This window comes from uncultured Friedmanniella sp., from assembly GCF_964244285.1.
Lineage (GTDB): Bacteria > Actinomycetota > Actinomycetes > Propionibacteriales > Propionibacteriaceae > Microlunatus.
This window is the reverse complement of record NZ_CAXTHT010000001.1, coordinates 811,004-834,142: the sequence shown is the minus strand read 5'-3', so window position 1 is coordinate 834,142 and position 23,139 is coordinate 811,004. Positions and strand designations below refer to the sequence as shown.

The following is a 23,139-nucleotide window of genomic DNA, read 5'->3' as shown; positions in this document are numbered from 1 at the left end:
CGTTGCGCTCCCTGAGCCTCAGACCGCGCCTGAGCTTGTCGAAGGCCTCGAAGAGGTTGCGCCACGTCTGCCCGGTGCGCCTCAGACCGCGGCGGCCGGGTCGTGGCAGGTGTCGGCGTTGCTGCGGTGGCGGGGGTGCCGGTGCCGTCGGCGGGAGTAGAGCAGTGCTCCACAGGTGCACGACACCCAGCCGCAACGGTCGTCGCGGCAGTGCAGGCTCAAGGTGTCGGTGTTGGTGCAGTGCGGGCAGGCCACGCGCAGCATCGGAGTGCTGCGGTGCGGGCGTTCGACGGGCTCGAGCACCCGGGCCGCACTCATCCACGGCAGCCAGAGCGGAGTCATCAGCATGCCCGGGGCCGGGCGTAGGAGCAGGAGGTGCGGGCGGGCAGGTGCACAGACGGGTCTTTCTCGAACGCGGAAATCAGGGTCGAGACACAGCCCCGTCGCGGCGTCCGGTCACTGGTTACCCACCGTCGCCGCGCTCACGCATCCCCGACACGCAGGGAATAGTCCTCAGGCGGGGCTGGTTGTGCTCGGCGACCGCAGGAGACCGCGGTCGATACCTCTGATAGGAGTTGTGCATGGCCACGATCAACATCAATGCCGAGAACTTCGAAGAGACGATCAGCGGGCACGACATCGTCCTGGTCGACTTCTGGGCCGACTGGTGCGGGCCCTGCAAGCGCTTCGGACCGATCTATGAGAAGTCGTCTGAGCAGCACGGTGACGTCACCTTCGCCAAGCTCGACACCGACGCCAACCAGCAGCTCTCGGGCCAGCTGGGCATCGAGGGCATCCCGACGCTGATGGCCTTCCGCGAGGGCGTGATGGTCTTCAACCAGGCCGGCGCGCTCCCCGGCCCGGCCCTCGAGCAGGTCGTCGACGCCGTCAAGAAGCTGGACATGGACGAGGTCCACGCGCAGGTCGCCAAACTCCAGGCCGAGCACGGCGAGCACGCCGACCACTGATCCCGCACCCTGTGCTTCGTTGAGTCCCCCGACGGGTGCGCGCGCCCCTTCCTGAGTGATCAGGAAGGGGCGCTGCTCGTTGCCGGGGATGCTGACAGGGTTGCGGCATGGAGCCCTCCCTCGGACGACTCGCAGGATCATCGGTGCTGGTCACCGGTGCAGCCCACGGCATCGGCCGCGCCTGCGCGACCCGGCTCGCGGCCGAGGGCGCGCGCGTCGCCGTCGCTGACGTCGATGATCAGGTGGCGGGTGAGGTGGCTGGTCAGCTGCGGGGCGGGCCTCACGTCGCCGTCGTCCTGGACGTCCGGCGGCAGGAGTCGGCCGAGGCAGCCGTCGCCGCTGCGGCCGCTGCCCTCGGGGGCATCGACGTGCTCGTCAACGTGGCCGGGGGCGACACTGCTCACGGTGGCTTCGAGGAGACCGACGACGATGTGTGGCTCCGGATGTTCGACCTCAACCTCCTCGGGGCCGTCCGTTGCTGCCGGGCTGCACTGCCGTACCTCCGGCGGAGCCGAAGTGGGCCGGCCATCGTGACCGTCAGCTCGGTGAACGCGATGACCGCCCTCGGCAGCGAGCCCTACTCGGCGGCCAAGGCCGGTCTGGGCTCAGTGACGACGAACCTGGCCCGCACCTTCGGGCCCGAAGGCATCCGGGTCAACGCGGTTGCCCCGGGGACCATCCGCGCTCGGGTCTGGGACGACCAGGAGGGTGGGGCGGAGCGGCTGCTGCCGCTGTACCCGCTCGGTCGCTTGGGCGAGCCCGAGGACGTGGCGGCCGCCGTCGCCTTCCTCGCCTCCGAGGACGCGTCGTGGATCACCGGTCACACCCTGCCGGTCGACGGCGGCCTGCTCACCCAGCGCTAGAGGCCCGGAGCTACGGGCTCAGCCGGCGAAGGAGTCGATCGTCTCGAGGAAGGCCTGGGCCGCCGCGGGCACGTCCAGGCCCAGCACGACCTCGATGGTCCGCCACGGGTCGCGCCCCAGCTCGCCGGCGTCCTGGGCGATGGCCCGCCGGTCGACGATGGTCTGGCCGCGGCCGATCCCACTCAGGTTGACCCGCGTCGGGTGGCTCGCGGTGGTGAACAGCTCGGGATGGGTCAGGTAGACCAGTGCGCCGGCGTCCCCGATCTGGCCGACGTAGGCCTGCTCGGACAGTCCGTCCGCCCGAGCGCCGCGCCGCAGCAGCAGCTCACCGGCGAGGCGCTGCGCCGGGTGGTCGGCGCTCGCGAGCCGCTGCGCGTGGTGTTCCGGAACAGTCAGCCGGGTGAAGACGTCCAGCCCGTACATCGTCACGGGGATGCCGGACTCGATGACGCAGGTCGCGGCCTCCGGGTCCTGCCAGACGTTGAACTCGGCGACGGCCGTGATGTTGCCCGTGCCGGCCGAGCCGCCCATGAAGAGGATCCGCTCGAGGTGGTCGGCCACCTCGGGGTGCATCGTCAGCAGCATGGCGATGTTGGTCTGCGGGGCCAGCCCGACGAGGGTCACCTTGGCGTCGGCGGCCAAGATCTGCTGCCGCAGCAGCTCGACGGCGGTCAACGGGGACGCGGTGCGCTCGGTGTCCGGCAGGACGACCCCACCCAGCCCGTCGACTCCGTGGAACGCGTCCTCCTGCTGGGCCCGCTCGATCAACGGCTTGACGGCCCCCGCGGCCACCGGGATCAGTGGGGCGCCCGCCACGTCGAGCACCTTGTGGGTGTTGGCGACCACCTGCTCGAGACTTGCGTTCCCGGCGACGCAGCTGATGCCCGCGACGGCGACGTCAGGGTGCTGGACGGCGTAGAGGATCGCCAACGCGTCGTCGGTCCCGGTGTCGACGTCCAGCACGATCGTGGGGGCGGGCAAACGGACCTCCGAGGCTGACGTTGGGCGGTGATACGAGCGATCCACTACCCTAGGCCGTCGGGCTCGGCGCCCTTCGCGGCCGGCCCCCATAGCTCAGGGGATAGAGCAAAGGTTTCCTAAACCTTGTGTCGCAGGTTCGAATCCTGCTGGGGGCGCTCCGACGAACCTCGGGTCAGCCTCACTCCGCAACCAGAACTGCCCGCTTGCTCCCAGCAGCTAGGCGACCCTGCCTACGACGTAGCGGTTGATGCTGACTCCGGCCTCGGCGGTACGCAGAGCGAGCTCGCGGTGCAGCTCAGGGCCTAGTCGCAGGCTCAGGTTCCCTGAGAAGGGGCGCTCGGCCAAGGGGTCGGGGCGTCCTATCCCTGCTCGATCAGGTGGTTGACGACGTCGTGTACCACGCGTTCTAGGCCTCGCAGGGCCCCGGACTGGTCAGCGTCCAACCACGAAAAGGGACGGGAACCCTGCGCATGTGGCGACGAAGTCCTGGTCCTCAGCGGACCACCCCACCCGGTAGGCGTCGTGCGAGACCACGGGTGCGGCCACAGTCTGGCTCGATCGGAGCTCGGACGCGGGTACCCGCCAATCCCTCGAAAGTCCGCGACCGTAGGACATGCGATATCAGCGTCGTAGGTCGGCTGTGTCGGCCACTCAGCTGGTGAGCGTCAGCTCGCCCCGGACGAGGCTCTTGCCGGAGTGCTCGGTGTCGCCGATCTCCTGCTGGGAGATGTCGAGGATCGCGTACTGCTCCAGGTCGACGGAGTGGTCGACGGTCCAGAGACCGTCGTTGCCGTCGAGGATGCCGAGGGTCTGGCGGCGGGTGGGGTCGTCACGGTGGATCAGCCAGGCCTGGCGGACCCCGGACGCGGGCAGGTCGGCGTGCAGCGCGACCTGCAGGACCCGGCGGCCGTGGGCGTCGTTGCTGAGCGAGGCGGTCCCGGAGGCCTGCGACCAAGAAGAGCTGGCCGGGACCAGGTGGGCCTGGGCCCGTACTCCGTGGGCGCTGCGAAAGCCTTCGACGGAGTCCGGCGGCGGAGGGGTCGAGGGCTCCGTCAGAGGGTGCACGCTCCGATCGAGGGCGAGCTCGCTGCTGATCCGCGCCCAGACGTCGCCGCTGGGGGCCAGCAACGGCCCCTCCTCACCGACCGTGCGGCCCAGGGTCACCACCTCGAGCAGTTGGGCCAGGTCGGCGGAACACGTGGGACAGGTCTGGGCGTGCAGCACGCCGTCCTCGTCGCCGAGGTCCTCACCGAGTGCGAGGAGGCCGAGCAGTTCGGGGTCAGTATGCATCCGCTTGCGCCTCCAGACTCTTGCGCAACCGCTGCAGACTGCGACGGATATGGCTCTTGACGGTGCCCGGCGGGAGGCCCGTGCGCTCGGCGATCTGACTGTGGGTCAAGTCGTCGTAGAACGCCATTCGGAGCACCTGCCGGGGTACCGGGGCCAGGCGCCCCATCTCGTCCGCGAGCATAAGCCGGTCCGCCAAGTTCGCGGGCTCGATCTGTTCGTCGACCTTGGTCCTGGTGACCAGCTGGTTCTGGAGCCGGGCCTGCTTGGCCCGGGCGCTGTGCGCGTCGGCGATCTTGTTGCGGGTGATCCCGATCAGCCAGGCCGGAAGCCGGGAGCGGCTGGGGTCGAACGTGTGCCGGGAGTTCCAGGCTCCGGTGAAGACTCCCTGAGTCACCTCCTCGGCGTCGTTGACGTTGCGGAGCGAGCGCAGAGCGACGCTGTAGACGAGCGAGGACCAGTGCGCGTAGATCTCAGCCAGCGCCATCTCGTCGCCGGCGAGGAAGGCTTCGATGACCCGGGGTGAGTCCTCTTCCCGCTGCAACAACGTCATCGACTCCTCAGCTGCGACCAGTTCGCCGCACAGTCAGTCTGCCCCATCCGTTTCGCCGTTCTCCGGGGGGCAAGCCCGCGGTGATCCGCCAGTCGGCGCGGCGGCTCGCCAGTCTGTGAGCGTTCAGCGGCTGGAGTAGCCGCCGTCGATGGGCAGCGAGACCCCGGAGATCATCGAGGCCCCGTCGCTGAGCAGGAAGACGATCGGGGCGGCGATCTCTGCCTCGGTGGCCCAGCGGCCCAGCGGCATCTGGTGCAGGAACGGGCCCTGGATGTCGTCGCGACCCCAGTACCACTCGGACATGGGCGTCATCACCACGGTCGGGTTCACGCTGTTGACGCGGATGCCGTAGCGGCCGAGCTCGAGGGCGGAGACGCGGGTGATGTTGTCGAGCGCGGCCTTCGAGGAGCCGTAGGAGACGTGGCCGGCCAGGCCCACCAGGCTGGCCTGACTCGAGACGTTGACGATGGAACCGCCGCGGCCGAGCCGGATCATCGAGCGGGACGTGTACTTCGTGACCAGCAGGGCGCCGCGGGCGTTGACGGCGATGACCTCGTCGAAGACGTCGATGTTCGTCTCCATCGGGGTGGCGATCTCGCCGCCGTTCCCGCCGCAGTTGACCACGCCGTAGACGTCGAGGTCGGCCAGCGCGTCGCGGACGCTGTCCTCGGACGTGAGGTCGAAGGTCAAGGTCCGCATGCCGGTGCCCTCGCTCAGCGCCGCAAGCGCCCCCGCCGAGCGCCCGGCCGCGATGACGTCGGCACCGGCGGTCAGCAGCTGGCGGGCGACCTCGCCGCCGATCCCGCCACTGGCTCCGGTCACCAGGACCGGTCGCCCGTCGAGGTCTGGCACCGCCCTCACCCCACTTCCGGCGCTCGCGGACGGCTCGTCGACAACGCCCGAAACCTGGTCCGGAGGCTAGCAGCAGCCCGCCGGCCGAGCAGGAACGTTCCCGCGGGAACGCTCCTGCCTGCCAGGTGCGAGCACTCGGACAGCTCCCGATCACGGCAGGGCCTCGTGACCGCAGACCCATCATGGTCGCAAGATCGGTTCACGGCCGCGACGGTCGACCGCGATAGCGTCGCGCACGGCGTTTCTTGAGGATTTAACTATCGCACCGGTAGATTTCGGGGAACCGCGTTCGGGGGGTCGCGCCACGCGCACGTCCGTGCGCACGTAGCCGGGGGACCCATGAGCCGTAAGTCCACAGCGCAGGATGTAGCCGATCTGGCGGGGGTGTCCCGCAGCGCCGTTTCCCTGGTGCTCAACGGCCGGGCGAGCGGCGCCATCTCCGCGGCCAAGCAGAAGGCCGTCCTCGACGCCGCGCGCCGCCTCGAGTACTCCCCGAACATGGTGGCCAAGAGCCTGCGGACGTCGCGGACCCACATCCTGGGCGTGCTCACCTGGCGGGGCCTGGCCGGCCTGCCCCTGCCGCTGCTGGCCTCGACCCTGGAGACGTCGCTGCACGCCGGGTACCAGCTGCTCAAGATGTACGCCGAACCCACCGAGCTCGACCAGCGCCGGGCTCTGGGCACCCTCACCAGCCGGCTGGTCGACGGCATCCTGGTGATCTCACCCGAGCTGTGTGAGTACCACGCCGTCGAGGCTCTGTCCGCCGTCCCGGTGGTCCTGCTCAACTGCGTCGACCCCTCCCGGCTGCTGAGCAGCGTCGCGCCTGACGAGGAGGCCGCCGGTGCCCGGGCCGGTGAGCTGCTGATCGAGCGGGGGCACCGCTCCGTCGGCCTGCTGCGCGGCTCCCTCTCCCACCACCAGACGGGGCAGCGCGCGTACGGGCTGCAGCGGGTGCTGCTGGCCGCGGGTCTGCCCCCGGCGGTGCCGCAGGTCTCCGAGGTCCGCATCGACGCCGGCATCGCTGCGGCCACGGCCTTGCTCACCGCCGCAGATCCTCCGACGGCGCTGGTCTGCACCAACGAACGGCTGGCCGTCGGTGCCTTCTTTGCCGCCGCGGCCCTCGGACTCCGGGTCCCCGAGGACCTCTCGGTGGTCAGCCTCGACGACCGGGAGCAGCTGGCCGGCCAGCTCTCGCCGGCGGTGACCCTGGTGTCGCGGCCGGACGACCAGATGGCCGCCCAGGCCGCCGAGCTGCTGATCGAGCGGCTCGAGTCCGGGACGGACCCGGCGACCCAGCACTACTCGTTCGTCTGCCCGGTGGTCGAGGGCGGTTCGGTCGCCGCACCCGCTGTGGTCCGATAGTCGACCCGTACTCGGTCCCTCCGAGGAGGTGCCGGCACCCAGGGCGGCGATGATTCTCGGTCCGTCCGCTGGTCCACCCCCTGTACCGACCAACCACCAGGGGAGTGACATGACCGCCACCTACACCGTCGACGTCTTCTGCAGCCTGGACGGCTTCGGCGCCGCCAGCGGGAGCTGGACCGGCTACTGGGGCAAGCAGGGGCCTGACCTGCTGGCCCGCCGTCTCGAGTCCTACAGCCTGGAGCAGCGGATGGTCTTCGGAGCCACGACCTTCCGCGACTTCACCCAGATGCTCGCCGCCAGCTCGGAGGACTCCGACGTCCGCGACCCCTGGGTCACGCGGATGCGGCAGCTGCCGACCACCGTCGTCTCGACCACGCTGACCGGCCCCCTCGACTGGCCGGACGCCACCGTCGCGAGCGGCGATGCCGTCGACGTCGTGGCCTGCCTCAAGGAGGAGTCCGGGGTACCGCTGCGCTCCCACGGCAGCCTCGCGATGAACCGGTCGCTGATGGCCGCCGGCCTGGTCGACCACGTCCAGGTGACGCTCTTTCCCGTCATCACCGGCCGGACCGGGCTGCAGCCCGTCTTCGGAGGCGCGGCCGACTTCGACCTCGAGCTGCTCGAGCACCGGACGCTGGACGGCCACACCCAGGAGCTCCTCTACCGGCCCACCCTGCACTGAGGGCGGCAACGACGCCGGGCCCGCTGGGTCAGCCCCGGCGTCGCAGCCGGACCACGACGTCGCCCACCGTGTGGGCGTGGCCCTCGTGCCCGAGGGCGGGGCGGTCGCGCACCTCGGCGACCTCGACGTCCCAGCCGCCGGTCGGCAGGTCGGCGAGCAGGTCCTCGACGGAGGCGAAGCGGTCGGCGCCCCAGACGGCCCGGCTCTCGGTGTACTCGTGCCCGACCCACAGCAGCGTTCCGCCCGGGGCGACGGCGGCGGCCAGCCCCGCGAGCAGGTCCGGCCGCTCGTCGGCGGTGGGATGCAGGAAGTGCGCGGAGACGAGGTCGAAGGTCCCGGCCGGCGGGGCCCAGCCGGCGACGTCGGCGGTGACCCACGCGGTCCGGTCGCCCACCCCGGCCGTCGCCGCGTGGGCCTCGGCCCGGCTCAGGGCCGTGGCGGACCAGTCCACCCCGGTGGCCTGCCATCCCTGCGTGGCCAACCAGACGACGTCGGCGCCCTCACCGCAGCCGAGGTCCAGGGCCCTACCGGGGGTGAGGCCGGCGACCTCGGCCACCAGCTGCGCGTTCGGGCGGCCGCTCCAGACGCCGGTCGAGGTCGCGTAGCGCTCCTCCCAGCTCGCGACGTCGACCCCGGTCTGCTGGTGGGTGCCGTGTGGGGCGCCGGCCGCGGCGCGAGCGGCGGAGACGGCGAGCCGGGTGTCCTCGGCGATCAGGTCGGCGTTGAGCATGGCCGCGGTGTTCAGGGCGGCGGCCGCAGAGCTGATCACCTGGGCCCGCAGGTCGGTCACGTTGCCAGCCACCCAGACGCCCGGGACGGCGGTCGCGCCGGTCGGCTCGGCCGGTACGGCCCGGCCGAAGTCGACGCCGTTCAGCTCCAGCGGGAGAGCGTCCAGGCCCAGCGACTCAAGCAGCGCCGAACGGGCGATGAAGCGGGGGGCCACGACCACTGCTGCCCGCGGCACGACCTCACCCGTGACGAGCCGGACGCCGGAGAGTCGTCCTCCTGCGGTCTCCAGACCCGCCACGGCGCCATCGACCACCGTGATGCCCCGCGCGGCCAGCTCTTCGGCCTGCTCGGCGGTCGGCTCGGGACCCGTGTGGCGGAAGAGGACGACGTCGGCGCTCCACTGCCGCCACATCAGCGCCCCGTGCACGCCGAACTCGTTGCTGGCGAGCACGCCGATCGGCTGGTCGCGTACCTCCCAGCCGTGGCAGTACGGGCAGTGCAGGACGTCGCTGCCCCACAGCTCGCGGACCCCCGGAACCTCAGGCAGCTCGTCCACCAGACCAGTGGTGACCAGCAGCCGCCGGGCCCGCACGGAGCGTCCGTCGGCGAGCTCGACGACGAAGCCGCCGGCCTCGGGGCGTGCCGCGACGACCTCGCCCGACTCGACCAGGGCGCCGTAGCCGGCCACCTCGTCGCGCCCCGACGCCAGCAGCTCGGCCGGCGTCGCGCCTTCTCGGCCCAGGTAGTTGTGGATGTGACCAGCGGGCGCGTTGCGCGGCGAGCCGCTGTCCACCACCAGCACCGACCGGCGGGCGCGGGACAGCGCCATGGCTCCACTCAGACCGGCGGGACCGCCGCCGACGACCACGACATCGTAATGCTGTTCCATGGCTCCCACTCTGCTGGCGGTTGGCATATTTGACAAACCCTATTGCCAGAACGGCAAATGGAACCATGACGGACGACGCGGACGACCTGGGTGCGGTGCTGGACGGCGTGGGGACGCGCCTGCGCGCTCTGCGGCAGCAACGGGAGGTCACCCTGGCCGAGCTCTCCGCGACCACGGGCATCTCGGTCAGCACGCTCTCCCGGCTGGAGTCCGGCCAGCGCAAGCCCACGCTCGAGCTGTTGCTCCCGCTGTCGCGTTCCCACGGCGTCCCGCTGGACGAGCTGGTCGGCGCGCCGCAGGTCGACGACCCGCGGGTCCGGGCGCAACCGGTGGAGCGGAACGGGATGACGCTGTGGCCGCTGACCCGCCGGACGGGTGGGCTGCAGGCGTACCGGGCGCTGATCTCCGCCCGCGGCCGCGGGGCGCCGGACCAGCGCACCCACGAGGGCTACGAGTGGCTGTACGTGCTGTCGGGCCGGCTGCGGCTGCTGCTCGGCGACCACGACCTGGTGCTGACCGCGGGGGAGGTGGCCGAGTTCGACACCCGGACCCCGCACTGGTTCGGGGCCACCACCGCCGAGCCCGCCGAGGTGCTCATGCTCTTCGGGCCCCAGGGTGAGCGGATGCACGTCCGAGCCCGGCCGCGCCGTCAGGCCAGCGGGCGGCGGTAGCCCCAGACCACGAAGCCCGGACCGGGCTCGAAGTCCAGCCCCGGTGCCCGCAGGTAGCCGCGGCGCTCGTACATCGCCTTGGCCGTCGGCATCAGCGACGTCGTGTGCAGGGTGATCGCGTCGTAGCCGTCCTGGCGCGCCCGCTGCTCGCACGCCTCGATCAGCAGTCCGGCCAGGCCCCGACGGCGGTAGTCCGACCGGACGGCCAGCAGCCGTAGCTCCGGGTACGGGTTCTCCAGACGGCCGGTCGGCCCCGACGAGGGTGGGCAGAGCAGGACCGAGGCGGCGATCCGCCCGTCGAGGTCGACCACCAGGCGACGGGCCTGGTCGGGCTGGGTGAGCGTCACCGCGATGGAGGTCAGGTACTCCGTCCACGACGGTGGCGGCGAGGACGGGGCCAGGGCGCCGTAGACCTCGGTGGTCAGCTCGCCGATCGCCGGCCACTCGGCCATCCCCGCCTCCCGGACCGGCCGCAGGCCAGGGGTCCGGTCAGTGCTCATACGGCCGGACGCGCTCGACCTCGGGGTTGAGCCGGACGCCGAAGCCGGGCCGGTCGGGGACGACCATCCGGCCCTTGACCGGCACCGGCTCGTCGAGCAGCAGCGGGGAGAACATCGGTACGACCTCCTCGGCGGTCTCGTGCATCATCAGGAACTCCGCGAACGGGCTGTTGGTGCGGGTCACCACGAAGTGGTAGCTGTACACCGACGAGCCGTGCGGGACGACCATCGCGCCGTGGGCGTCGGCGAGGGCGGAGATCTTGATCAGCTCGGTGATGCCGCCGCACCAGTTCACGTCGGGCTGGATGAGGTCGACGCCGGTCTCCAGCAGCTGCCGGAAGCCCCACCGGGTGGCCTCGTGCTCGCCGCTGGTGATCAGCATCCCCGGAGGCGCCTGCCGCTTCAGCTGCGCGTAGCCCCAGTAGTCGTCGGGGATCAGCGCCTCCTCGATCCACTTCAGCCCGTACGCCGCGGCGCGGTGGGCCAGCCGGGTGGCGTACTCGACGTCGAGGGACATCCAGCAGTCCAGCATCAGCCAGAAGTCGGGCCCGACCCGCTCACGCATCTCCGCGAGCTCGGCCAAGTTGGCGTTCAGGCCCGCCTCGCCCTCGGCCGGACCGTGGTGCAGCGGCATCTTGCCGCCGATGAAGCCCAGCTGCTGGGCGACATCGGGTCGGGCGCCGGTGGCGTAGAACGTCAGCTCGTCGCGGACGGGGCCGCCGAGAAGGGCGTACACCGGCTCCTGGCGCAGCTGGCCCAGCAGGTCCCACAGGGCCAGGTCGACTCCGCTGATCGTGTTGAGCACCACCCCGCGGCGGCCGTAGAACAGGGTGGCGCGGTACATCTGGTCCCAGATCCGCTCGGTGTCGGTGACCGCGGCGCCCTCCAGGAAGCGGGCCAGGTGGCGTTCGACGATGAAGGCGCCGATCTCGCCGGCCGTGGTCACCGCGAAACCAACGGTCCCGTCGTCGGCCTCGATCTCGATCACCAGCGTGCCGAGGACGTTGATCCCGAAGCTCTGCCGCGAGTCCCGGTACTCGGGATAGACCGCCATCGGCGTCGCGATGTGGTCGTCGATCCAGTGGCCGCGCGCCTGGTCGTGGTAGTCCGCGCCCTGGCCCTTGACGACGTACGCCCGGACCTGGGCGATCGTGCTGGCTCTTCTCGTTCTTCCCATCTCGTTCCTCCTCTGGTCTCGATCCGGAACGGGGCTCCAGAAGGGTGGTGTCAAACGCCGACCTCCTGCGCGGCACCCGAGCACGCACCGGGCTTCGTTGCCGTCGTCGCGGAGCGAACACCGCTCTCCGACTCCCTCCGGCGCCTCGTCCGGCACGCACTCGGGCACCTGCTCGCTACGGCCGTCATGAGACCCCATCCTCCTCACTGTCGAGCCGGACCAGCACCTTGCCGGGCGTGCCGTCCCCGCGGGCCAGGGCGGCGAAGGCCGCCGGCCCCTCGGCCAGCGAGACGCTGCGGCTGATCAGCGCGGCGGTCTCCGGGGGTGCCGTGCCCATCCACGCGGCGGCGGTCGCGAAGTCGGCGGCCGAGTAGGTGAAGCTGCCCACCAGGGCGTGCTCGTCGACGCTGATCCGGTACGCGTCGAGGGTGAGCTTCGGGGAGCCCATTCCGACCAGGCAGACGACCCCGCCGAGCTTGGTGGCGCCGAGCGCGTCGGCCACCGTACGCTCCAGGCCGACCGCGTCGATGCTGACGTCGGCGGGGCGGCCGAACGCGGCCCGGACCTGCTCGGCGACGTCGCCGGCCGCGGGGTCGAGCGGTCGGGCGCCGAGCCGCTCGACCACGTGGCGCCGGCCCGCGTCGACGTCGGAGACCACGACCGCGCCGGCCCCGGCCATCTGCAGGGCCAGCACCACCGACTGGCCGATCGGCCCGGCCCCGACCACGAAGACCGCGTCGCCCGGCCGGACGCCGGCCCGGGCCACCGCGTGGACGGCCACCGCGAGGGGCTCGACCAGGGCCCCGTGCTCGATCGGCATCTCCGACGGCAGGGCCACGACGTTCCTCGCCGGCACCGCGACCAGCTGCGCGAAGGAGGCGACGACCCCAGGCGCGACGCCGATGACGTACTTGTCCGGGCACATCTGCTCTCGGCCGGTGTACTCCTCGGCCGCGCCCTCGGGGATGACCACCGGGTTGAACGTGACCGGGTCGCCGACCGCCAAGCCGGCTCCCTCGGTGCCCGGTCCCAGGGCGGCGACGGTACCGACGCTCTCGTGCCCCATCACCTGGCCCGGTTGGCGACGGCCGTTCTCACCGGTGAAGCCGTGCAGGTCCGAGCCGCAGATCCCGGTCGCCACGACGGCGATCAGCACCTCGCCAGGCCCGGCCTCGGGGTCGGGCCGCTCCTCGACGGCCATCCGGCCGAACTCCTGCAGCACCAGTGCCAACATCTGCGACTGTCCTCCCGGGTGAGGGGCACCCCGTCCGGCCGCGGCGCCTCCGGCGATCCTCCCGCAACGACATCCGTGCCGGGGAGCGGGGCGTCAGTGGGTCAGCGGCGGCAGTCGACCGCGACCGCGAGAGCGGCGCAGATGTCGACCATTCGCGAGTCCGCGAGTCGACCCAGCCGGTCGAGGAGCACCCCGAGGGAAACGCTCTCGACCGAGTCGGGGTTGACCGCTGAACGCCGGGGAACGGCATCTTCGCCGGGCTCGAGAACGACCTCGCTCGCCAGCCCGCGCACAGTGGTGGTGCACGGGGCGATCAGGGCACGCTGGAGACGCGGATCGCTGCGTCTCGAGAGAGGATCACGACGGGTCGGCGGCCGATCTGCGCCATCTCGCACCACCAGACCTCGCCGCGTAGTGGCCGAGACCTCACGACGCCGCGGCGGCGGGGCGGAACGACGCGAGGTCGCCCCACGCGTCCGCTTCGTCGATCGGGTGCTCGTCGTAGGCGGCGTAGCCGGCGTCGACTTCTGCTGACCGCAGCCGTGCCAGGAGTGCGGTCAGGGCTTCGTCGAGCAGCGCGGCATCGCTGATCGGCGCCCGAGCCAGTCGAGCTGCCCTCAGGAGCGCTTCGTCGACGGTGGTGCTCACGCGTGTGCGAGCCACGCCACGAGTATGCCCTGCCGGCCTCCTGGCGACTGTCAGCTCCCTCTGGCATGGTGAGCCACGTCACTCGATCTGGGCTGACCCGAACGTCTGGGCCCGCCCGGAACCAGCCCAAAGGAGGGCTCATGGATCTACCCCGTCCTCGAGGCGTTCGTCGCCTCACCCCACTTCTTCGTCGTGCCGCCGTGCTGGCCACCGCGTCGCTGACCGTCTCGATGGCGCTGACGGTACCGGCCGCCGGCGGTGCCGACGCCGCCCGTCGGGTCAGCACCCAGGAGCCGGGCGTCACGGCCAACCTGTGGGAGTGGAACTGGCCCTCGGTGGCCAAGGAGTGCACCGACGTGCTGGGTCCCGACGGCTACGACGGCGTCCAGGTGGCGCCGCCGCAGAACTCGGTCAAGCGGACCGAGCTCGGGAACGGGCAGGACACGATCCTGCACCCGTGGTGGGAGGTCTACCAGGCTGTCAGCTACAAGCTGACCAGCCGGATGGGCAGCGAGAAGCAGTTCAAGCTCATGGTCAAGACCTGTCGCAAGGCCGGGGTCAAGGTCTACGTCGACGCGGTCATCAACCACACCACCGGCCAGGGCCACACCTCCTACGGCGGCACCGACTACACCCCGTACAACTACCCGGGCCTGTACTCCGCGCACGACTTCAACGTCAACAACGGCACCTGCCCGAGCAGCGACGGGGGCATTCAGGACTACAACAGCAAGGCGCAGGTCTTCAACTGCAACCTGGTCGGCCTCGAGGATCTCGACACGAGCACCCCGCACGTGCAGGCCGAGCTCGCGGGCTACCTGAACAAGCTGCTGCGCTACGGCGTCTCGGGCTTCCGGGTGGACGCGGGCAAGCACGTCGGCGAGCACGACCTGAACGCCATCTACTCCCGGCTGCACAAGACCAAGGACGGGGTGAAGCCGTACTGGGCCCTCGAGGTCTTCGGCGGCGGCCCGGGCGTGCTGTCCCCGCAGGCCTTCACGAAGTCCGGCGACGTCCTCGGCCTCGACGCGGCGCTGCAGATCAAGAACGCGTTCAAGAGCTACCCCGACGCCCATGTGGGCAGCATCGCCACGCTCGAGGTGTTCGGGAAGGGGTCCGGGCTCACCTCGAGCGCCAAGACGATGTCCTTCGTCACCAACCACGACACCGACCGCGACGGCGGCGCCAACTACCTGGGGCACAAGGACGGCGCCACGTTCATCCTGGCCAACGAGTGGCTGCTGGCCAGCGGCTACGGCTCGCCGCAGGTCTACTCGAGCTTCGAGTGGGCGAACAAGGACGACTCCCCGCCCTCCGCGGCCAGCGGGAAGATCACGAACACCGTCTGCGGCCCGGCCTGGACGTGCGACCACCGCAACCCCGGGATCGTCGCCATGGTGGCCTGGCACCACTACGCCGGCAAGGCCAAGCGGGCCAACTGGTACACCGACGACGCCAACGTGATCGCGTTCAGCAAAGGCACCCGGGCCTGGGCCGCGTTCAACAACGGCGCTGCTGCCAAGCAGATCCGGGTCCAGACCGGCCTGGCCGCCGGTACCTACTGCGACACGATCCACGGCGCCAAGAAGGCCGGCGCCTGCACGGGGCCGTCCGTGACGGTGAACGACACCGGCTTCGCGACCGTCACGGTCGCCGCCAAGGACGCCGTCGCCTTCACCCGCGCCGACCGCGTGTGATCGCCCTCGACCGGTAGGTCCTCACCAGACGAGCGTGGCCCGCACCGGAATCCGGTGCGGGCCACGGTCGTTCGGTCAGGGCGGCGTGCGGCCCGACGACCTGGGGTCAGCCGGCCGAGACGGCAGCACCGAAGTGGTCGCCGTTCTCGGACGCGCTGACGCCGGGCGCCGAGCTCTGGGTGAAGACCTGGTCGCCACCGGCGGTCACGTAGTTGCTCTGCCCCTGGAAGACCTGGACCGAGCCGCCGGCGGTCGCCGTGCCGACCTTCTCATAGGGCACGCCGACCGTGAGGTCGGCGAAGCTCGTGCCGATGGTGTTCGCGGCGCCCAGGGCGGCCCCGAAGTGGTCACCGGTCTCGACCGCGGCGTCGGAACCCTTCAGGTCCTGCTGGATCAGCTGGTCGTGGCCGAGGTCCAGTCCACCGGTGGCGCCCGGGATGATCTGGACGGCCCCGGCGTCGGACTTGCCGTTGAAGTTCTCCAGCGGTACGCCGACAGCGAGGTCGGCCTTGCTGGTCCGCGTCAGGTTGGCCCCCGCCAGGGCGCTGCCGAAGCGGTCGCTCTTCTCGGCCTTGTCGACGGCACTCTTGCTGTCCTGGGAGATGAACTGGTCGTGCAGGGTGGTCAGCCCGCTCTTCGTCCCGCGCAAGAGCGCGATCGCCCCGGCGTCGGCCGCCTTGCCCACGTTCTCGTAGGGGATGCCGACGGCCAGGTCCTTGTAGCTGCTGCCCGCGAAGTCGGCCACAGCCAGGGCGGAGCCGAAGCGATCGCCCTTCTCGGACTTGTCGCCCACCCCCGAGCTGTTCTGGGTGATGACCTTGTCGCCGCGGGTGGTGACCGCGCCGGTCGTACCGGGAAAGAACTGGATGGCCCCGGCGTCGACGACCTTGCCGACGTCCTCCAGCGGCACCCCGACGGCGAGGTCGCGCTTGGTGCCCGCCCCCAGGTTGCCGATGGCCAGCGCGGCGCCGAAGCGGTCGCCGCGCTCGGACTTGTCGCCGGCCCCGGCCGTGTTCTGGGTCAGCAGCTGGTCGCCGCTGATGGTGATCCCGCTCGGGGATCCGCGCAGGATCTGCACGGCGCCGGCGTCCTTGGCCGAGCCGACGTCCTCGTAGGGAACGCCGACGGCCAGGTCGGCCTGCGTGCTGCCGGCGATGTCCCCGGCCGCGAGGGTCGTGCCGAAGCGGTCCCCGGCCCGGGGGGAGCTCGCCGAACCGGCCGTGGCCTGGCTCAGGAACCGGTTGCCTGCCGCGGTGATCCCGCTGGCCGAGCCGTAGAAGATCTGGACCGCGCCGGCGTCGGTGACGCCGGCGAAGTCCTCACCGGGCACCCCGACAGCCACGTCGGCGTAGGCGTCGCCGTTGAAGTTGCCGATGGCCACCGCCGCGCCGAAGTGGTCGCCGGTCTCGGGGGAGTCGAGCACGCCCCCGGCACCCTGGCGGAAGGTCCGGCTGGACGAGGGGACGATCCCGGTCGCCGAGCCGTAGAGGATCTGCACCGAGCCGGCGTCGGTGGCGGCGCCGATGTCCTCGCCGGGCACGCCCACGGCGATGTCGGCGTAGCCGTCGTCGTTGAAGTCTGCCGGCACCGCACGGGCGGCCGCGGTGACGGGCGCCTGCTTCGGCGCGGCGATGGCGGTGCTGGCCAGGGTGCCGGTGGCGGCGGCCGCCAGTCCTACGCACGTCAAGGTCGCGACTGCTGCGCGACGGTACGACCGGTTCATTCGCGTCGTCCTCCTGTGTTGGTCCTGCGGCTGGCACGGGCGGTCACTCGCACTCAGGGTCTCGGCGGGTGCCGGTGCGGCGGAATCCAGCCCGTAGGCCGGCATCGCCAAACCCCCGCGGATGAGGCCGCCGACCTTAGCAAGCGCTGATGGCCCCGACCAAGGGCGCGAGGAATTCTCCGGCCGTCGGCGAACCGCGGCTCCGCGGCTGCGCCTGAGGTCGGCGGCAGCGTCGCAATTCGTGTGAACAAGGTCACACTCAGCAATCCTTCAGGAAGCTGGCGTCTGTGAAAGGACCTGGCACAGCCGATGACGTGCCCGTCGACACCCAGCCGAGCGACGTCGACGGCTGAGCGGTTGCGTCACCGCCGGCCCCTACACTTCGCGGCATGGCGACGACGGGGGCCCACAGCCGGGTGGTGCTGGCGCTGGTCTGGCTGGTCGTCGGCGCCGCCATGGTCGCCGTCCCCGTCTGGCTCGGCTGGACGCGCTGGCAGTCGGTCCTCACGGGCCATCCCGCGATGCTCGTGCTGGGGATCGCCTGCGGACTCTTCGGGTTCGTCGCGCTCGCCTGGGCCGTGGCGACGTTGCTGGTCGGCGACCGTGTCGAGCAGGGTGAGGCCGCGCTCTCCCGAACCCACCGGCAGCGCGTCCGGCGGGCCAACCGCCGCGTGGCCCTGGCCGTGCCCGCCCTGTTCCTCTGCGTGCTCACGGCGGGGCTGCTCGCCTGGGCCCGGCCGTTCGCCCCCACTCCGGTCGCCGTCACGGCCATGCGGTCGGCCAACGACATCCGGGTCTCGGACCGCATCACCTGGTACGAGATGACGTCGGTGGCCAAGAACGCCGACGACCAGGTGGTGAAGCCGACCGTCGGGCTGGTGTTCGTCCCGGGTGCTCGGGTCGACCCGCGCGCCTACGCCAAGCTGCTGCGCCCGCTGGCCGCGGCCGGCTATCTCGTGGTGGTGCTGAAGGAGCCCTTCGGGATCGCGTTCCTCGACCAGAACCACGCCGGCACCGTGATGCGGCTGCACCCGGAGATCACCACCTGGGTGGTCGCGGGGCACTCGCTCGGCGGCGTGGTGGCTGCGTCCTACGCCGACGGCCATCCGGTCGTCGGCACAGCCAAGGTCGCCGGGCTGGCGCTCTACGCCTCCTACCCGTCCTCTCGGCTGCAACGCACCGACCTGAAGGTCACGTCCATCTCGGGCTCTCTCGACGGGCTGAGCACCCCGGCGAAGGTGACGGCGTCGAAGGACGACCTGCCCGCCGCCAGCACCTTCGTGGTCGTCCCCGGGGCGGTGCACAGCTACTTCGGCGACTACGGTCTCCAGCCCGGGGACGGCACGCCCACAGCGGACCGGGTTCAGGCCCAGGCGCAGATCACCAAAGCGACGGCCGACCTGCTGGCCGCGGTCACCCCGCCCAAGCCGAAGAGCCGGTAGGGGCTCGGCTGCCGGGGTCTCTAGGATCGGGGCATGACCGACGGACTGGCGCTGGCCAGGGACAAGATGACGGCGGCCGGGGTGAACCCGCAGGCCATCGAGGTGTTCAGCCACTACTACACCCAGCTGCAGGAGGGCGTCACCGGCTTCATCGCCGAGGACAGCATCGCCCCGCTCGAGCACCCCGACCTGCTGGCCGACGTCACCGTCGCCGAGGAGGACGCCCGGGCCGCCCTCGGCGCGACTGTGATGATCAAGCTGAACGGCGGGCTCGGCACGTCGATGGGGATGGACCGGGCGAAGTCGCTGCTGCCGGTGCGCGACGGCCAGAGCTTCCTCGACCTGATCGTCGGCCAGGTCCGGGCCGCCCGGACGGCGTATGAGGTCACGCTGCCGTTGTTGTTCATGAACAGCTTCCGCACCCACGACGACACCCTGGCCGCCCTCGCGGGCTACGACGACCTGGCGGTCGACGGGCTCGACCTCGACTTCGTACAGAGCCAGGAGCCCAAGCTGCGCGCCGACGACCTGACGCCGGTGGAGTGGGCCGCCGACCCCACGATGGAGTGGTGCCCGCCCGGCCACGGTGACCTGTACCCGTCGCTCCAGGCGTCCGGGGTCCTCGACCGGCTGATCGCGCTGGGCTACCGCTATGCGTCGGTGTCCAACTCCGACAACCTCGGTGCCGCACCGGACGCGACGATCGCCGGCTGGTTCGCGGCCAGCGGAGCGCCGTACGCGGCCGAGGTCTGCCGCCGGACCGCGGCCGACCGCAAGGGCGGCCACCTCGCCATCCGGAAGGCCGACGGCCAGCTGATCCTGCGGGACACCGCGCAGACGGCCAAGGACGAGATGCACTACTTCACCGACGAGCACCGGCACCCCTACTTCCACACCAACAACCTGTGGTTCGACCTGCGCCGCCTGTCGGAGACCTTGACCCAGCGCAACTCCGTCCTGGGACTGCCACTGATCCGCAACGAGAAGACTGTCGACCCGGCCGACCCGTCCTCGCCTGCGGTGGTGCAGATCGAGAGCGCGATGGGCGCGGCGGTGGAGGTTTTCGAGGGCGCGACCGCCATCGGGGTCGGCCGGGAGCGGTTCCTGCCGGTGAAGACCACGAACGACCTGTTGCTGCTGCGGTCCGACGTCTACGACGTCGCCGAGGACGGCCGGCTCGTCCGGGTGGCTGACCCGGCCCCACTGGTCGACCTCGACAGCAGCCACTACAAGACGATCGGCGCCTTCGAGCAGCGCTTCCCAGCCGGGGCGCCCTCGCTGCGCCAGGCGAGCGGGCTCACCGTGGCGGGGGACTGGACGTTCGAGGCCGACGTCACCGTGGTCGGGGTCGGCACCCTGGCCGACGAGGGCGAGCCCCGCACCGTGCCCTCCGGAACGGTGCTGGGCCACTCGTCGAGCTGATCAGGGGCTGAGCGGGTGCAGCCTTCAGGTCAGGCGGTGGCGACGACCTCGTCGAAGTCGAGGCGCGGCTGGCGCGGCCGGTAGGACTCGGCGGTGGCGTGACCGAGGTTGACCACCAGGAAGGCGCGGTGCCGGCCGTCGGGGAAGAACTCCCGGCTCACGGCGTCGGCGTCGAAGCCGCCCATCGGTCCGGCGACCAAGCCGGCGGCCCGGACGGCGATGATGAAGTAGCCGGCCTGCAGCGAGGCGCTGGCGTGGGCCATCGTGGCCCGCGCGGACTCGTCGGGGAACTTGTCCCGGGCGTTCGGCAGGGCGGGGAAGACGCGGTGCATCTCGTCGTGGAAGTCGACGTCGGCGGCGAGTACCGCGACCAGCGGGGCCGCGGCCGTCCGACCCTTGTTGTTCCCCGCCATGTGCTCGACCAGCCGGGCGCGCGACTCGGGCGTCCGGACCAGCACGATCCGCAGCGGCTGGCTGTTCATCGCCGTCGGGCCCCACTTCACCAGGTCGTAGACGGCTCGCATCTGCTCGTCGGTGACCGGCGCGTCGGAAAACGCGTAACCGGTCTGGGCGGTGCGGAAAAGAAGGTCGGCCGTCTCGTTCGGAACCACGAGCGACGAGCTGAAGGCCTGCTCGTAGGCGGCGAGATCGGCGGAGTTCAGGTCGGTGTCAGTCACGGTGATTCAAGCGTCAACTGTCTGGTCGCTATTCCGGCCCCAGGTGTGACCCGAGGCATACCGTCCCTGAGACGATGGCCGGACCGTGGACACCTCGACCGAACTTCTGCCCTGGCACCAGGCCCTCGCCTACGCGGTCACCGGGCAGCGCTACCCCGAGCTGGGCCGCCAGGAGCGGCCGGACGTCGACGTGGTGGCGGCGTTCCTGGAGGGACGTTTGCCGGCCGTGCGTCCGCCCGGCGCGCATGCGGTGCCGGTCGAGCTGAGCGCCGGGCTGGGTCCGGCTCAGCTCACCGCCGCGGTCATGGCCCTGCGGACCCGCCTCGAGCACGACCGTGACGGTGACCAGAGTCGGCCGTTGGTGCCCGTCGTGGCCGACCGGCCGCTGTCCGCCGACGAGCAGCGGCTGCTGCGGGAGATGCCACCGCACCACGGCTCATGAGCCGTGGTGCAGTGGGTTGGGGGTTGGGGGTTGGGGGTTGGCGGTTGAGGGTTGGGGGTCGGAGATCGGGGATGCGGGGTCGGGCTCAGGCGGTCCGGCGGCGACGCAGGAACGGGTCGCTGATCGCGTCTGACCCGTACACGTCGTCGCCGCCCACGATGGTGCCGGGCGGAACGATCTCGTCGATCCGGTCCAGCACGTCGCTGCTGAGGCGGACGTCGACGGCACCGAGCTGGGTCTCCAGCTGCTCCATCGTCCGGGGACCGATGATCGGTGCGGTCACGGCCGGGTGCTGCAGCACGAAGGCGATCGCGAGGTGCACCAGGGACAGCCCGGCGTCCTCGGCCAGCAGCGCGAGCTGCTCGACGGCGTCCAGCTTGGCCCGGTTCTCCGGGAGGCTCAGGTCGTAGCGCCCCGGCATGCGCTTCGCGCGGTTGGTCTCGGGCGCGTCCTGGCCGGCGCGGAAGCGGCCGGTCAGCCAGCCACCGGCCAGCGGGCTCCACGGCAGGACCCCCATCCGGTACCGCTCCGCCACCGGCAGCACGTCGCGCTCGACGCCGCGGTAGAGCAGGGAGTACGGGGGCTGCTCGGTGACGAAGCGGGCCAGGCCGCGGCGCTCGGAGATCCACTGGTCCTCCACCATCCGGTAGGCCGGAAAGGTGGAGGAGCCGAAGGCGCGGATCTTCCCCTGCTGCTGCAGGTCGCTCAGCGCGGCGATGGTCTCGTCGTCGTCGGTGCCCGTGTCGGGGCGGTGCACCTGGTAGAGGTCGATCCAGTCGGTCTGCAAGCGCCGCAGGCTCGCCTCGACCTCCTGCACGATCCAGCGCCGGGAGTTGCCGCGGAGGTTCGGGTCGCCCCCCGGGGCTCCCATCGCCACGTCCATCGGACCGTGGAACTTCGTGGCCAGGATGACGTCGTCACGACGGCCCTTGAGTGCGAGCCCGACGATGGTCTCCGACTCGCCCTGGGCGTACACGTCGGCGGTGTCGATGACGTTGATGCCGGCGTCGAGCGCCCGGTGGATGACGGCGACCGAGGCGTCGTGGTCGGGCTCGCCCCAGGCGCCGAACATCATGGCGCCGAGGCAGAGCGGGCTCACGTACATGCCGGTGTGGCCGAGGTTGCGGTAGTCCATGAGGACCAACGTACGACCGGGCCGCGATCCCGCCACCGCCGGCAGGCCGACCCCTACGGGCGCGTGCCCTGCTCGCGGAGCAGGTCGCGGATCTCGGCCAGCAGGTCCTCGCTGGACGCCGCCTTCTCGGGCTCGTCGATCTTGCGCAGCGCGCTCAGCCGGTTGTACGGGACGACAACGAAGAAGTAGAGCACCGCCGCCGTCAGCACGAAGGTGATCAGCGCGGTGATGAAGTTCCCGACGTTGATCCCGGCCGCGGTGAGGTCGCTGAGGCCCTTGACCTGCACGATCAGCCCGAGGATGTCCAGCACGATCGCGGTGAAGGCCTTGACCACCTCGGCGAAGACCGTCCCCATGATGAAGGCGACCGCCAGCTCGATCAGGTTGCCCCTGAGCAGAAAGTCCTTGAAACCGCGCACGTCGTCCTCCTGGTCGCGGCGCCCCCTGCTGGACGCCTGCGCTCAGCAGACCAGGTCGGACGTGCCGGGGCAACGACCGACAGTGCGTGCCGCCCTGGTGCGTCGGGGCGGGTGACTCGATCCCGAGCGGCACCTGGCTTACCGCCAGCTCACGGTCAGGGTGCCGGTCGATGCGGCTTGGGCCAGGTCGGGAGCGACCTCGGCCGACACCTGGACCAGGACGAGGGCGCCCGAGGCCTCGGTGGACGTCGTCTCGTCCACCACGGGCACGGTGACCACCCTGACCGCCCGCGCGACCACCCGTGCCTTCGTCCCCTGGCCGTCCGCCGCGATCACGTCGACGAGGTCGCCGGGATGCAGCAGCCCGGCCAGGCCGGCGTCGGCGAGCCGGACGGGCGCGACCACCTGACCCGCCGCCGTGGTCGTCCGGGCCGACACCAGGGCCAGGTCGGTGAGTACCTGCCCCGCCGCGACCGGGGCCGCCAGGGTCCGCCCCAGCAGGAGGCCCGGATCGGCGACCGCCCTGGTCGGAGCGTCGTCAGCGGCGATCTGGTGCACCGCCACGTCGGCCGGGCTGAGGACCTTGCCACCCTGCAGCTCCTCGGCCGCGACCACGACCGTCGTGGTGGCCGGCCCCTCGGGCAGCGCCGCCGACACCGACGTGAGGACGGCCAACGCGGCCGCCACCGCAGCCAGCGGACGCCGGTGCCACGACACGGCGCGCGTCAGGCTGTGCCAGGGACGTCGGGGGGCGGCAGGTCCGGATGCGGTGCTGGATGGTCG

At 71.4% G+C, this 23,139-nt stretch carries 25 protein-coding genes and 1 tRNA gene; 10 read left to right on the top strand and 16 right to left on the bottom strand.

Annotation, left to right across the window (positions count from 1 at the left end; genetic code table 11):
* Nucleotides 1-81: 81 nt before the first annotated feature.
* On the bottom strand, nt 82-348 hold the full coding sequence (locus ACFE7W_RS03950) for a hypothetical protein (protein WP_375423453.1): 267 nt from the start codon (nt 346-348) through the stop codon (nt 82-84).
* A 233-nt stretch (nt 349-581) separates the two neighbouring features.
* Between ACFE7W_RS03950 and trxA the strand changes: the two genes are divergently transcribed.
* Nucleotides 582-968: a thioredoxin gene (gene trxA, locus ACFE7W_RS03945; RefSeq protein ID WP_375423452.1), complete on the top strand. Its 387-nt coding sequence runs from the start codon at nt 582-584 to the stop codon at nt 966-968.
* Nucleotides 969-1,075: 107 nt separating this feature from the next.
* Nucleotides 1,076-1,831, top strand: a complete 756-nt coding sequence (locus tag ACFE7W_RS03940; RefSeq protein ID WP_375423451.1) for an SDR family NAD(P)-dependent oxidoreductase — start codon at nt 1,076-1,078, stop codon at nt 1,829-1,831.
* A gap of 18 nt (nt 1,832-1,849) precedes the next feature.
* Here ACFE7W_RS03940 and ACFE7W_RS03935 read toward each other — a convergent pair whose 3' ends face one another.
* Complete coding sequence (locus ACFE7W_RS03935; protein WP_375423450.1) at nt 1,850-2,812, bottom strand: nucleoside hydrolase; 963 nt, start codon at nt 2,810-2,812, stop codon at nt 1,850-1,852.
* 82 nt (nt 2,813-2,894) lie between these two features.
* On the opposite strand from ACFE7W_RS03935, the gene ACFE7W_RS03930 reads away from it, so the two are divergent.
* Nucleotides 2,895-2,967, top strand: a tRNA-Arg gene (locus ACFE7W_RS03930).
* 61 nt (nt 2,968-3,028) lie between these two features.
* Here ACFE7W_RS03930 and ACFE7W_RS03925 read toward each other — a convergent pair.
* The 4 genes from ACFE7W_RS03925 to ACFE7W_RS03910 all read right to left on the bottom strand — a co-directional run bounded on the left by ACFE7W_RS03925 (nt 3,029) and on the right by ACFE7W_RS03910 (nt 5,504).
* Complete coding sequence (locus tag ACFE7W_RS03925; protein WP_375423449.1) at nt 3,029-3,157, bottom strand: toxin-antitoxin system HicB family antitoxin; 129 nt, start codon at nt 3,155-3,157, stop codon at nt 3,029-3,031.
* 306 nt (nt 3,158-3,463) lie between these two features.
* Nucleotides 3,464-4,102, bottom strand: coding sequence for an anti-sigma factor (locus ACFE7W_RS03920; protein ID WP_375423448.1), 639 nt, complete (start codon nt 4,100-4,102; stop codon nt 3,464-3,466).
* A complete protein-coding gene (locus tag ACFE7W_RS03915) occupies nt 4,092-4,652 on the bottom strand; it encodes an RNA polymerase sigma factor (protein ID WP_375423447.1) in 561 nt (186 codons plus the stop codon). The genes ACFE7W_RS03920 and ACFE7W_RS03915 overlap by 11 nt, the downstream gene beginning before the upstream one ends.
* 123 nt (nt 4,653-4,775) lie before the next feature.
* Complete coding sequence (locus tag ACFE7W_RS03910; RefSeq protein WP_375423446.1) at nt 4,776-5,504, bottom strand: SDR family oxidoreductase; 729 nt, start codon at nt 5,502-5,504, stop codon at nt 4,776-4,778.
* Between the two features lie 339 nt (nt 5,505-5,843).
* On the opposite strand from ACFE7W_RS03910, the gene ACFE7W_RS03905 reads away from it, so the two are divergent.
* Both ACFE7W_RS03905 and ACFE7W_RS03900 read left to right on the top strand, forming a co-directional pair.
* Nucleotides 5,844-6,866 (top strand): LacI family DNA-binding transcriptional regulator, encoded by a 1,023-nt coding sequence (locus tag ACFE7W_RS03905; RefSeq protein WP_375423445.1) that lies wholly within the window; start codon nt 5,844-5,846, stop codon nt 6,864-6,866.
* A gap of 109 nt (nt 6,867-6,975) precedes the next feature.
* On the top strand, nt 6,976-7,551 hold the full coding sequence (locus tag ACFE7W_RS03900) for a dihydrofolate reductase family protein (protein WP_375423444.1): 576 nt from the start codon (nt 6,976-6,978) through the stop codon (nt 7,549-7,551).
* A 28-nt stretch (nt 7,552-7,579) separates the two neighbouring features.
* Here the strand turns inward: ACFE7W_RS03900 and ACFE7W_RS03895 are convergent, their stop codons facing one another.
* Nucleotides 7,580-9,169: an FAD-dependent oxidoreductase gene (locus ACFE7W_RS03895; RefSeq protein ID WP_375423443.1), complete on the bottom strand. Its 1,590-nt coding sequence runs from the start codon at nt 9,167-9,169 to the stop codon at nt 7,580-7,582.
* A 65-nt stretch (nt 9,170-9,234) separates the two neighbouring features.
* Here ACFE7W_RS03895 and ACFE7W_RS03890 point away from each other — a divergent pair, with 65 nt between their 5' ends.
* The gene (locus ACFE7W_RS03890) at nt 9,235-9,840 is read left to right on the top strand and encodes a helix-turn-helix domain-containing protein (RefSeq protein WP_375423442.1); all 606 of its coding nucleotides are present in this window, start codon (nt 9,235-9,237) and stop codon (nt 9,838-9,840) included.
* Here ACFE7W_RS03890 and ACFE7W_RS03885 read toward each other — a convergent pair.
* The 4 genes from ACFE7W_RS03885 to ACFE7W_RS03870 form a co-directional block, all read right to left on the bottom strand.
* On the bottom strand, nt 9,819-10,340 hold the full coding sequence (locus tag ACFE7W_RS03885; RefSeq protein WP_375423441.1) for a GNAT family N-acetyltransferase: 522 nt from the start codon (nt 10,338-10,340) through the stop codon (nt 9,819-9,821). The genes ACFE7W_RS03890 and ACFE7W_RS03885 overlap by 22 nt on opposite strands.
* On the bottom strand, nt 10,330-11,517 hold the full coding sequence (gene rhmD / locus ACFE7W_RS03880; RefSeq protein ID WP_375423440.1) for an L-rhamnonate dehydratase: 1,188 nt from the start codon (nt 11,515-11,517) through the stop codon (nt 10,330-10,332). Before rhmD ends, ACFE7W_RS03885 begins: the two co-directional genes overlap by 11 nt.
* Before the next feature lie 184 nt (nt 11,518-11,701).
* Nucleotides 11,702-12,751, bottom strand: a complete 1,050-nt coding sequence (locus ACFE7W_RS03875) for a zinc-binding dehydrogenase (protein ID WP_375423439.1) — start codon at nt 12,749-12,751, stop codon at nt 11,702-11,704.
* Between the two features lie 426 nt (nt 12,752-13,177).
* Nucleotides 13,178-13,399 (bottom strand): hypothetical protein, encoded by a 222-nt coding sequence (locus ACFE7W_RS03870; protein ID WP_375423438.1) that lies wholly within the window; start codon nt 13,397-13,399, stop codon nt 13,178-13,180.
* 140 nt (nt 13,400-13,539) lie between these two features.
* Here ACFE7W_RS03870 and ACFE7W_RS03865 point away from each other — a divergent pair, with 140 nt between their 5' ends.
* Nucleotides 13,540-15,096, top strand: coding sequence for an alpha-amylase family protein (locus tag ACFE7W_RS03865; protein WP_375423437.1), 1,557 nt, complete (start codon nt 13,540-13,542; stop codon nt 15,094-15,096).
* Nucleotides 15,097-15,202: 106 nt separating this feature from the next.
* Here ACFE7W_RS03865 and ACFE7W_RS03860 read toward each other — a convergent pair whose 3' ends face one another.
* Nucleotides 15,203-16,819 (bottom strand): FG-GAP repeat protein, encoded by a 1,617-nt coding sequence (locus ACFE7W_RS03860; protein ID WP_375423436.1) that lies wholly within the window; start codon nt 16,817-16,819, stop codon nt 15,203-15,205.
* A 389-nt stretch (nt 16,820-17,208) separates the two neighbouring features.
* On the opposite strand from ACFE7W_RS03860, the gene ACFE7W_RS03855 reads away from it, so the two are divergent.
* Together ACFE7W_RS03855 and ACFE7W_RS03850 are read left to right on the top strand one after the other, a co-directional pair.
* Nucleotides 17,209-18,261: an alpha/beta hydrolase gene (locus ACFE7W_RS03855; RefSeq protein WP_375423435.1), complete on the top strand. Its 1,053-nt coding sequence runs from the start codon at nt 17,209-17,211 to the stop codon at nt 18,259-18,261.
* Between the two features lie 33 nt (nt 18,262-18,294).
* Nucleotides 18,295-19,683: a UTP--glucose-1-phosphate uridylyltransferase gene (locus ACFE7W_RS03850; protein ID WP_375423434.1), complete on the top strand. Its 1,389-nt coding sequence runs from the start codon at nt 18,295-18,297 to the stop codon at nt 19,681-19,683.
* Nucleotides 19,684-19,712: 29 nt separating this feature from the next.
* On the opposite strand, the gene ACFE7W_RS03845 is transcribed toward ACFE7W_RS03850, so the two are convergent.
* Nucleotides 19,713-20,360: a malonic semialdehyde reductase gene (locus ACFE7W_RS03845; protein WP_375423433.1), complete on the bottom strand. Its 648-nt coding sequence runs from the start codon at nt 20,358-20,360 to the stop codon at nt 19,713-19,715.
* An 85-nt stretch (nt 20,361-20,445) separates the two neighbouring features.
* Here ACFE7W_RS03845 and ACFE7W_RS03840 point away from each other — a divergent pair, with 85 nt between their 5' ends.
* Nucleotides 20,446-20,802: a hypothetical protein gene (locus ACFE7W_RS03840; protein ID WP_375423432.1), complete on the top strand. Its 357-nt coding sequence runs from the start codon at nt 20,446-20,448 to the stop codon at nt 20,800-20,802.
* Between the two features lie 85 nt (nt 20,803-20,887).
* Here the strand turns inward: ACFE7W_RS03840 and ACFE7W_RS03835 are convergent, their stop codons facing one another.
* From ACFE7W_RS03835 to ACFE7W_RS03825, 3 genes are all read right to left on the bottom strand, one after another.
* Nucleotides 20,888-21,937 carry an aldo/keto reductase gene (locus ACFE7W_RS03835; protein WP_375423431.1) on the bottom strand — a complete coding sequence of 350 codons (1,050 nt, stop codon included), beginning with the start codon at nt 21,935-21,937 and terminating at the stop codon, nt 20,888-20,890.
* Nucleotides 21,938-21,990: 53 nt separating this feature from the next.
* Nucleotides 21,991-22,356, bottom strand: a complete 366-nt coding sequence (locus ACFE7W_RS03830; protein ID WP_375423430.1) for an MscL family protein — start codon at nt 22,354-22,356, stop codon at nt 21,991-21,993.
* 138 nt (nt 22,357-22,494) lie between these two features.
* A complete protein-coding gene (locus tag ACFE7W_RS03825) occupies nt 22,495-23,073 on the bottom strand; it encodes an RcpC/CpaB family pilus assembly protein (RefSeq protein WP_375423429.1) in 579 nt (192 codons plus the stop codon).
* Nucleotides 23,074-23,139 lie beyond the last annotated feature (66 nt).

What these genes read in the sequence shown, in the direction of transcription:
- ACFE7W_RS03950 (WP_375423453.1), bottom strand. Translation starts at nt 348, where the DNA reads ATGCTGATGACTCCGCTCTGGCTGCCGTGGATGAGTGCGGCCCGGGTG.
- ACFE7W_RS03940 (WP_375423451.1), top strand. Translation starts at nt 1,076, where the DNA reads ATGGAGCCCTCCCTCGGACGACTCGCAGGATCATCGGTGCTGGTCACC.
- ACFE7W_RS03900 (WP_375423444.1), top strand. Translation starts at nt 6,976, where the DNA reads ATGACCGCCACCTACACCGTCGACGTCTTCTGCAGCCTGGACGGCTTC.
- ACFE7W_RS03920 (WP_375423448.1), bottom strand. Translation starts at nt 4,102, where the DNA reads ATGCATACTGACCCCGAACTGCTCGGCCTCCTCGCACTCGGTGAGGAC.
- ACFE7W_RS03905 (WP_375423445.1), top strand. Translation starts at nt 5,844, where the DNA reads ATGAGCCGTAAGTCCACAGCGCAGGATGTAGCCGATCTGGCGGGGGTG.
- ACFE7W_RS03875 (WP_375423439.1), bottom strand. Translation starts at nt 12,751, where the DNA reads ATGTTGGCACTGGTGCTGCAGGAGTTCGGCCGGATGGCCGTCGAGGAG.
- ACFE7W_RS03835 (WP_375423431.1), bottom strand. Translation starts at nt 21,937, where the DNA reads ATGGACTACCGCAACCTCGGCCACACCGGCATGTACGTGAGCCCGCTC.
- ACFE7W_RS03885 (WP_375423441.1), bottom strand. Translation starts at nt 10,340, where the DNA reads ATGAGCACTGACCGGACCCCTGGCCTGCGGCCGGTCCGGGAGGCGGGG.
- ACFE7W_RS03915 (WP_375423447.1), bottom strand. Translation starts at nt 4,652, where the DNA reads ATGACGTTGTTGCAGCGGGAAGAGGACTCACCCCGGGTCATCGAAGCC.
- ACFE7W_RS03850 (WP_375423434.1), top strand. Translation starts at nt 18,295, where the DNA reads ATGACCGACGGACTGGCGCTGGCCAGGGACAAGATGACGGCGGCCGGG.
- ACFE7W_RS03860 (WP_375423436.1), bottom strand. Translation starts at nt 16,819, where the DNA reads ATGAACCGGTCGTACCGTCGCGCAGCAGTCGCGACCTTGACGTGCGTA.
- ACFE7W_RS03895 (WP_375423443.1), bottom strand. Translation starts at nt 9,169, where the DNA reads ATGGAACAGCATTACGATGTCGTGGTCGTCGGCGGCGGTCCCGCCGGT.
- ACFE7W_RS03890 (WP_375423442.1), top strand. Translation starts at nt 9,235, where the DNA reads ATGACGGACGACGCGGACGACCTGGGTGCGGTGCTGGACGGCGTGGGG.
- trxA (WP_375423452.1), top strand. Translation starts at nt 582, where the DNA reads ATGGCCACGATCAACATCAATGCCGAGAACTTCGAAGAGACGATCAGC.
- ACFE7W_RS03865 (WP_375423437.1), top strand. Translation starts at nt 13,540, where the DNA reads ATGGATCTACCCCGTCCTCGAGGCGTTCGTCGCCTCACCCCACTTCTT.
- ACFE7W_RS03855 (WP_375423435.1), top strand. Translation starts at nt 17,209, where the DNA reads ATGGCGACGACGGGGGCCCACAGCCGGGTGGTGCTGGCGCTGGTCTGG.
- rhmD (WP_375423440.1), bottom strand. Translation starts at nt 11,517, where the DNA reads ATGGGAAGAACGAGAAGAGCCAGCACGATCGCCCAGGTCCGGGCGTAC.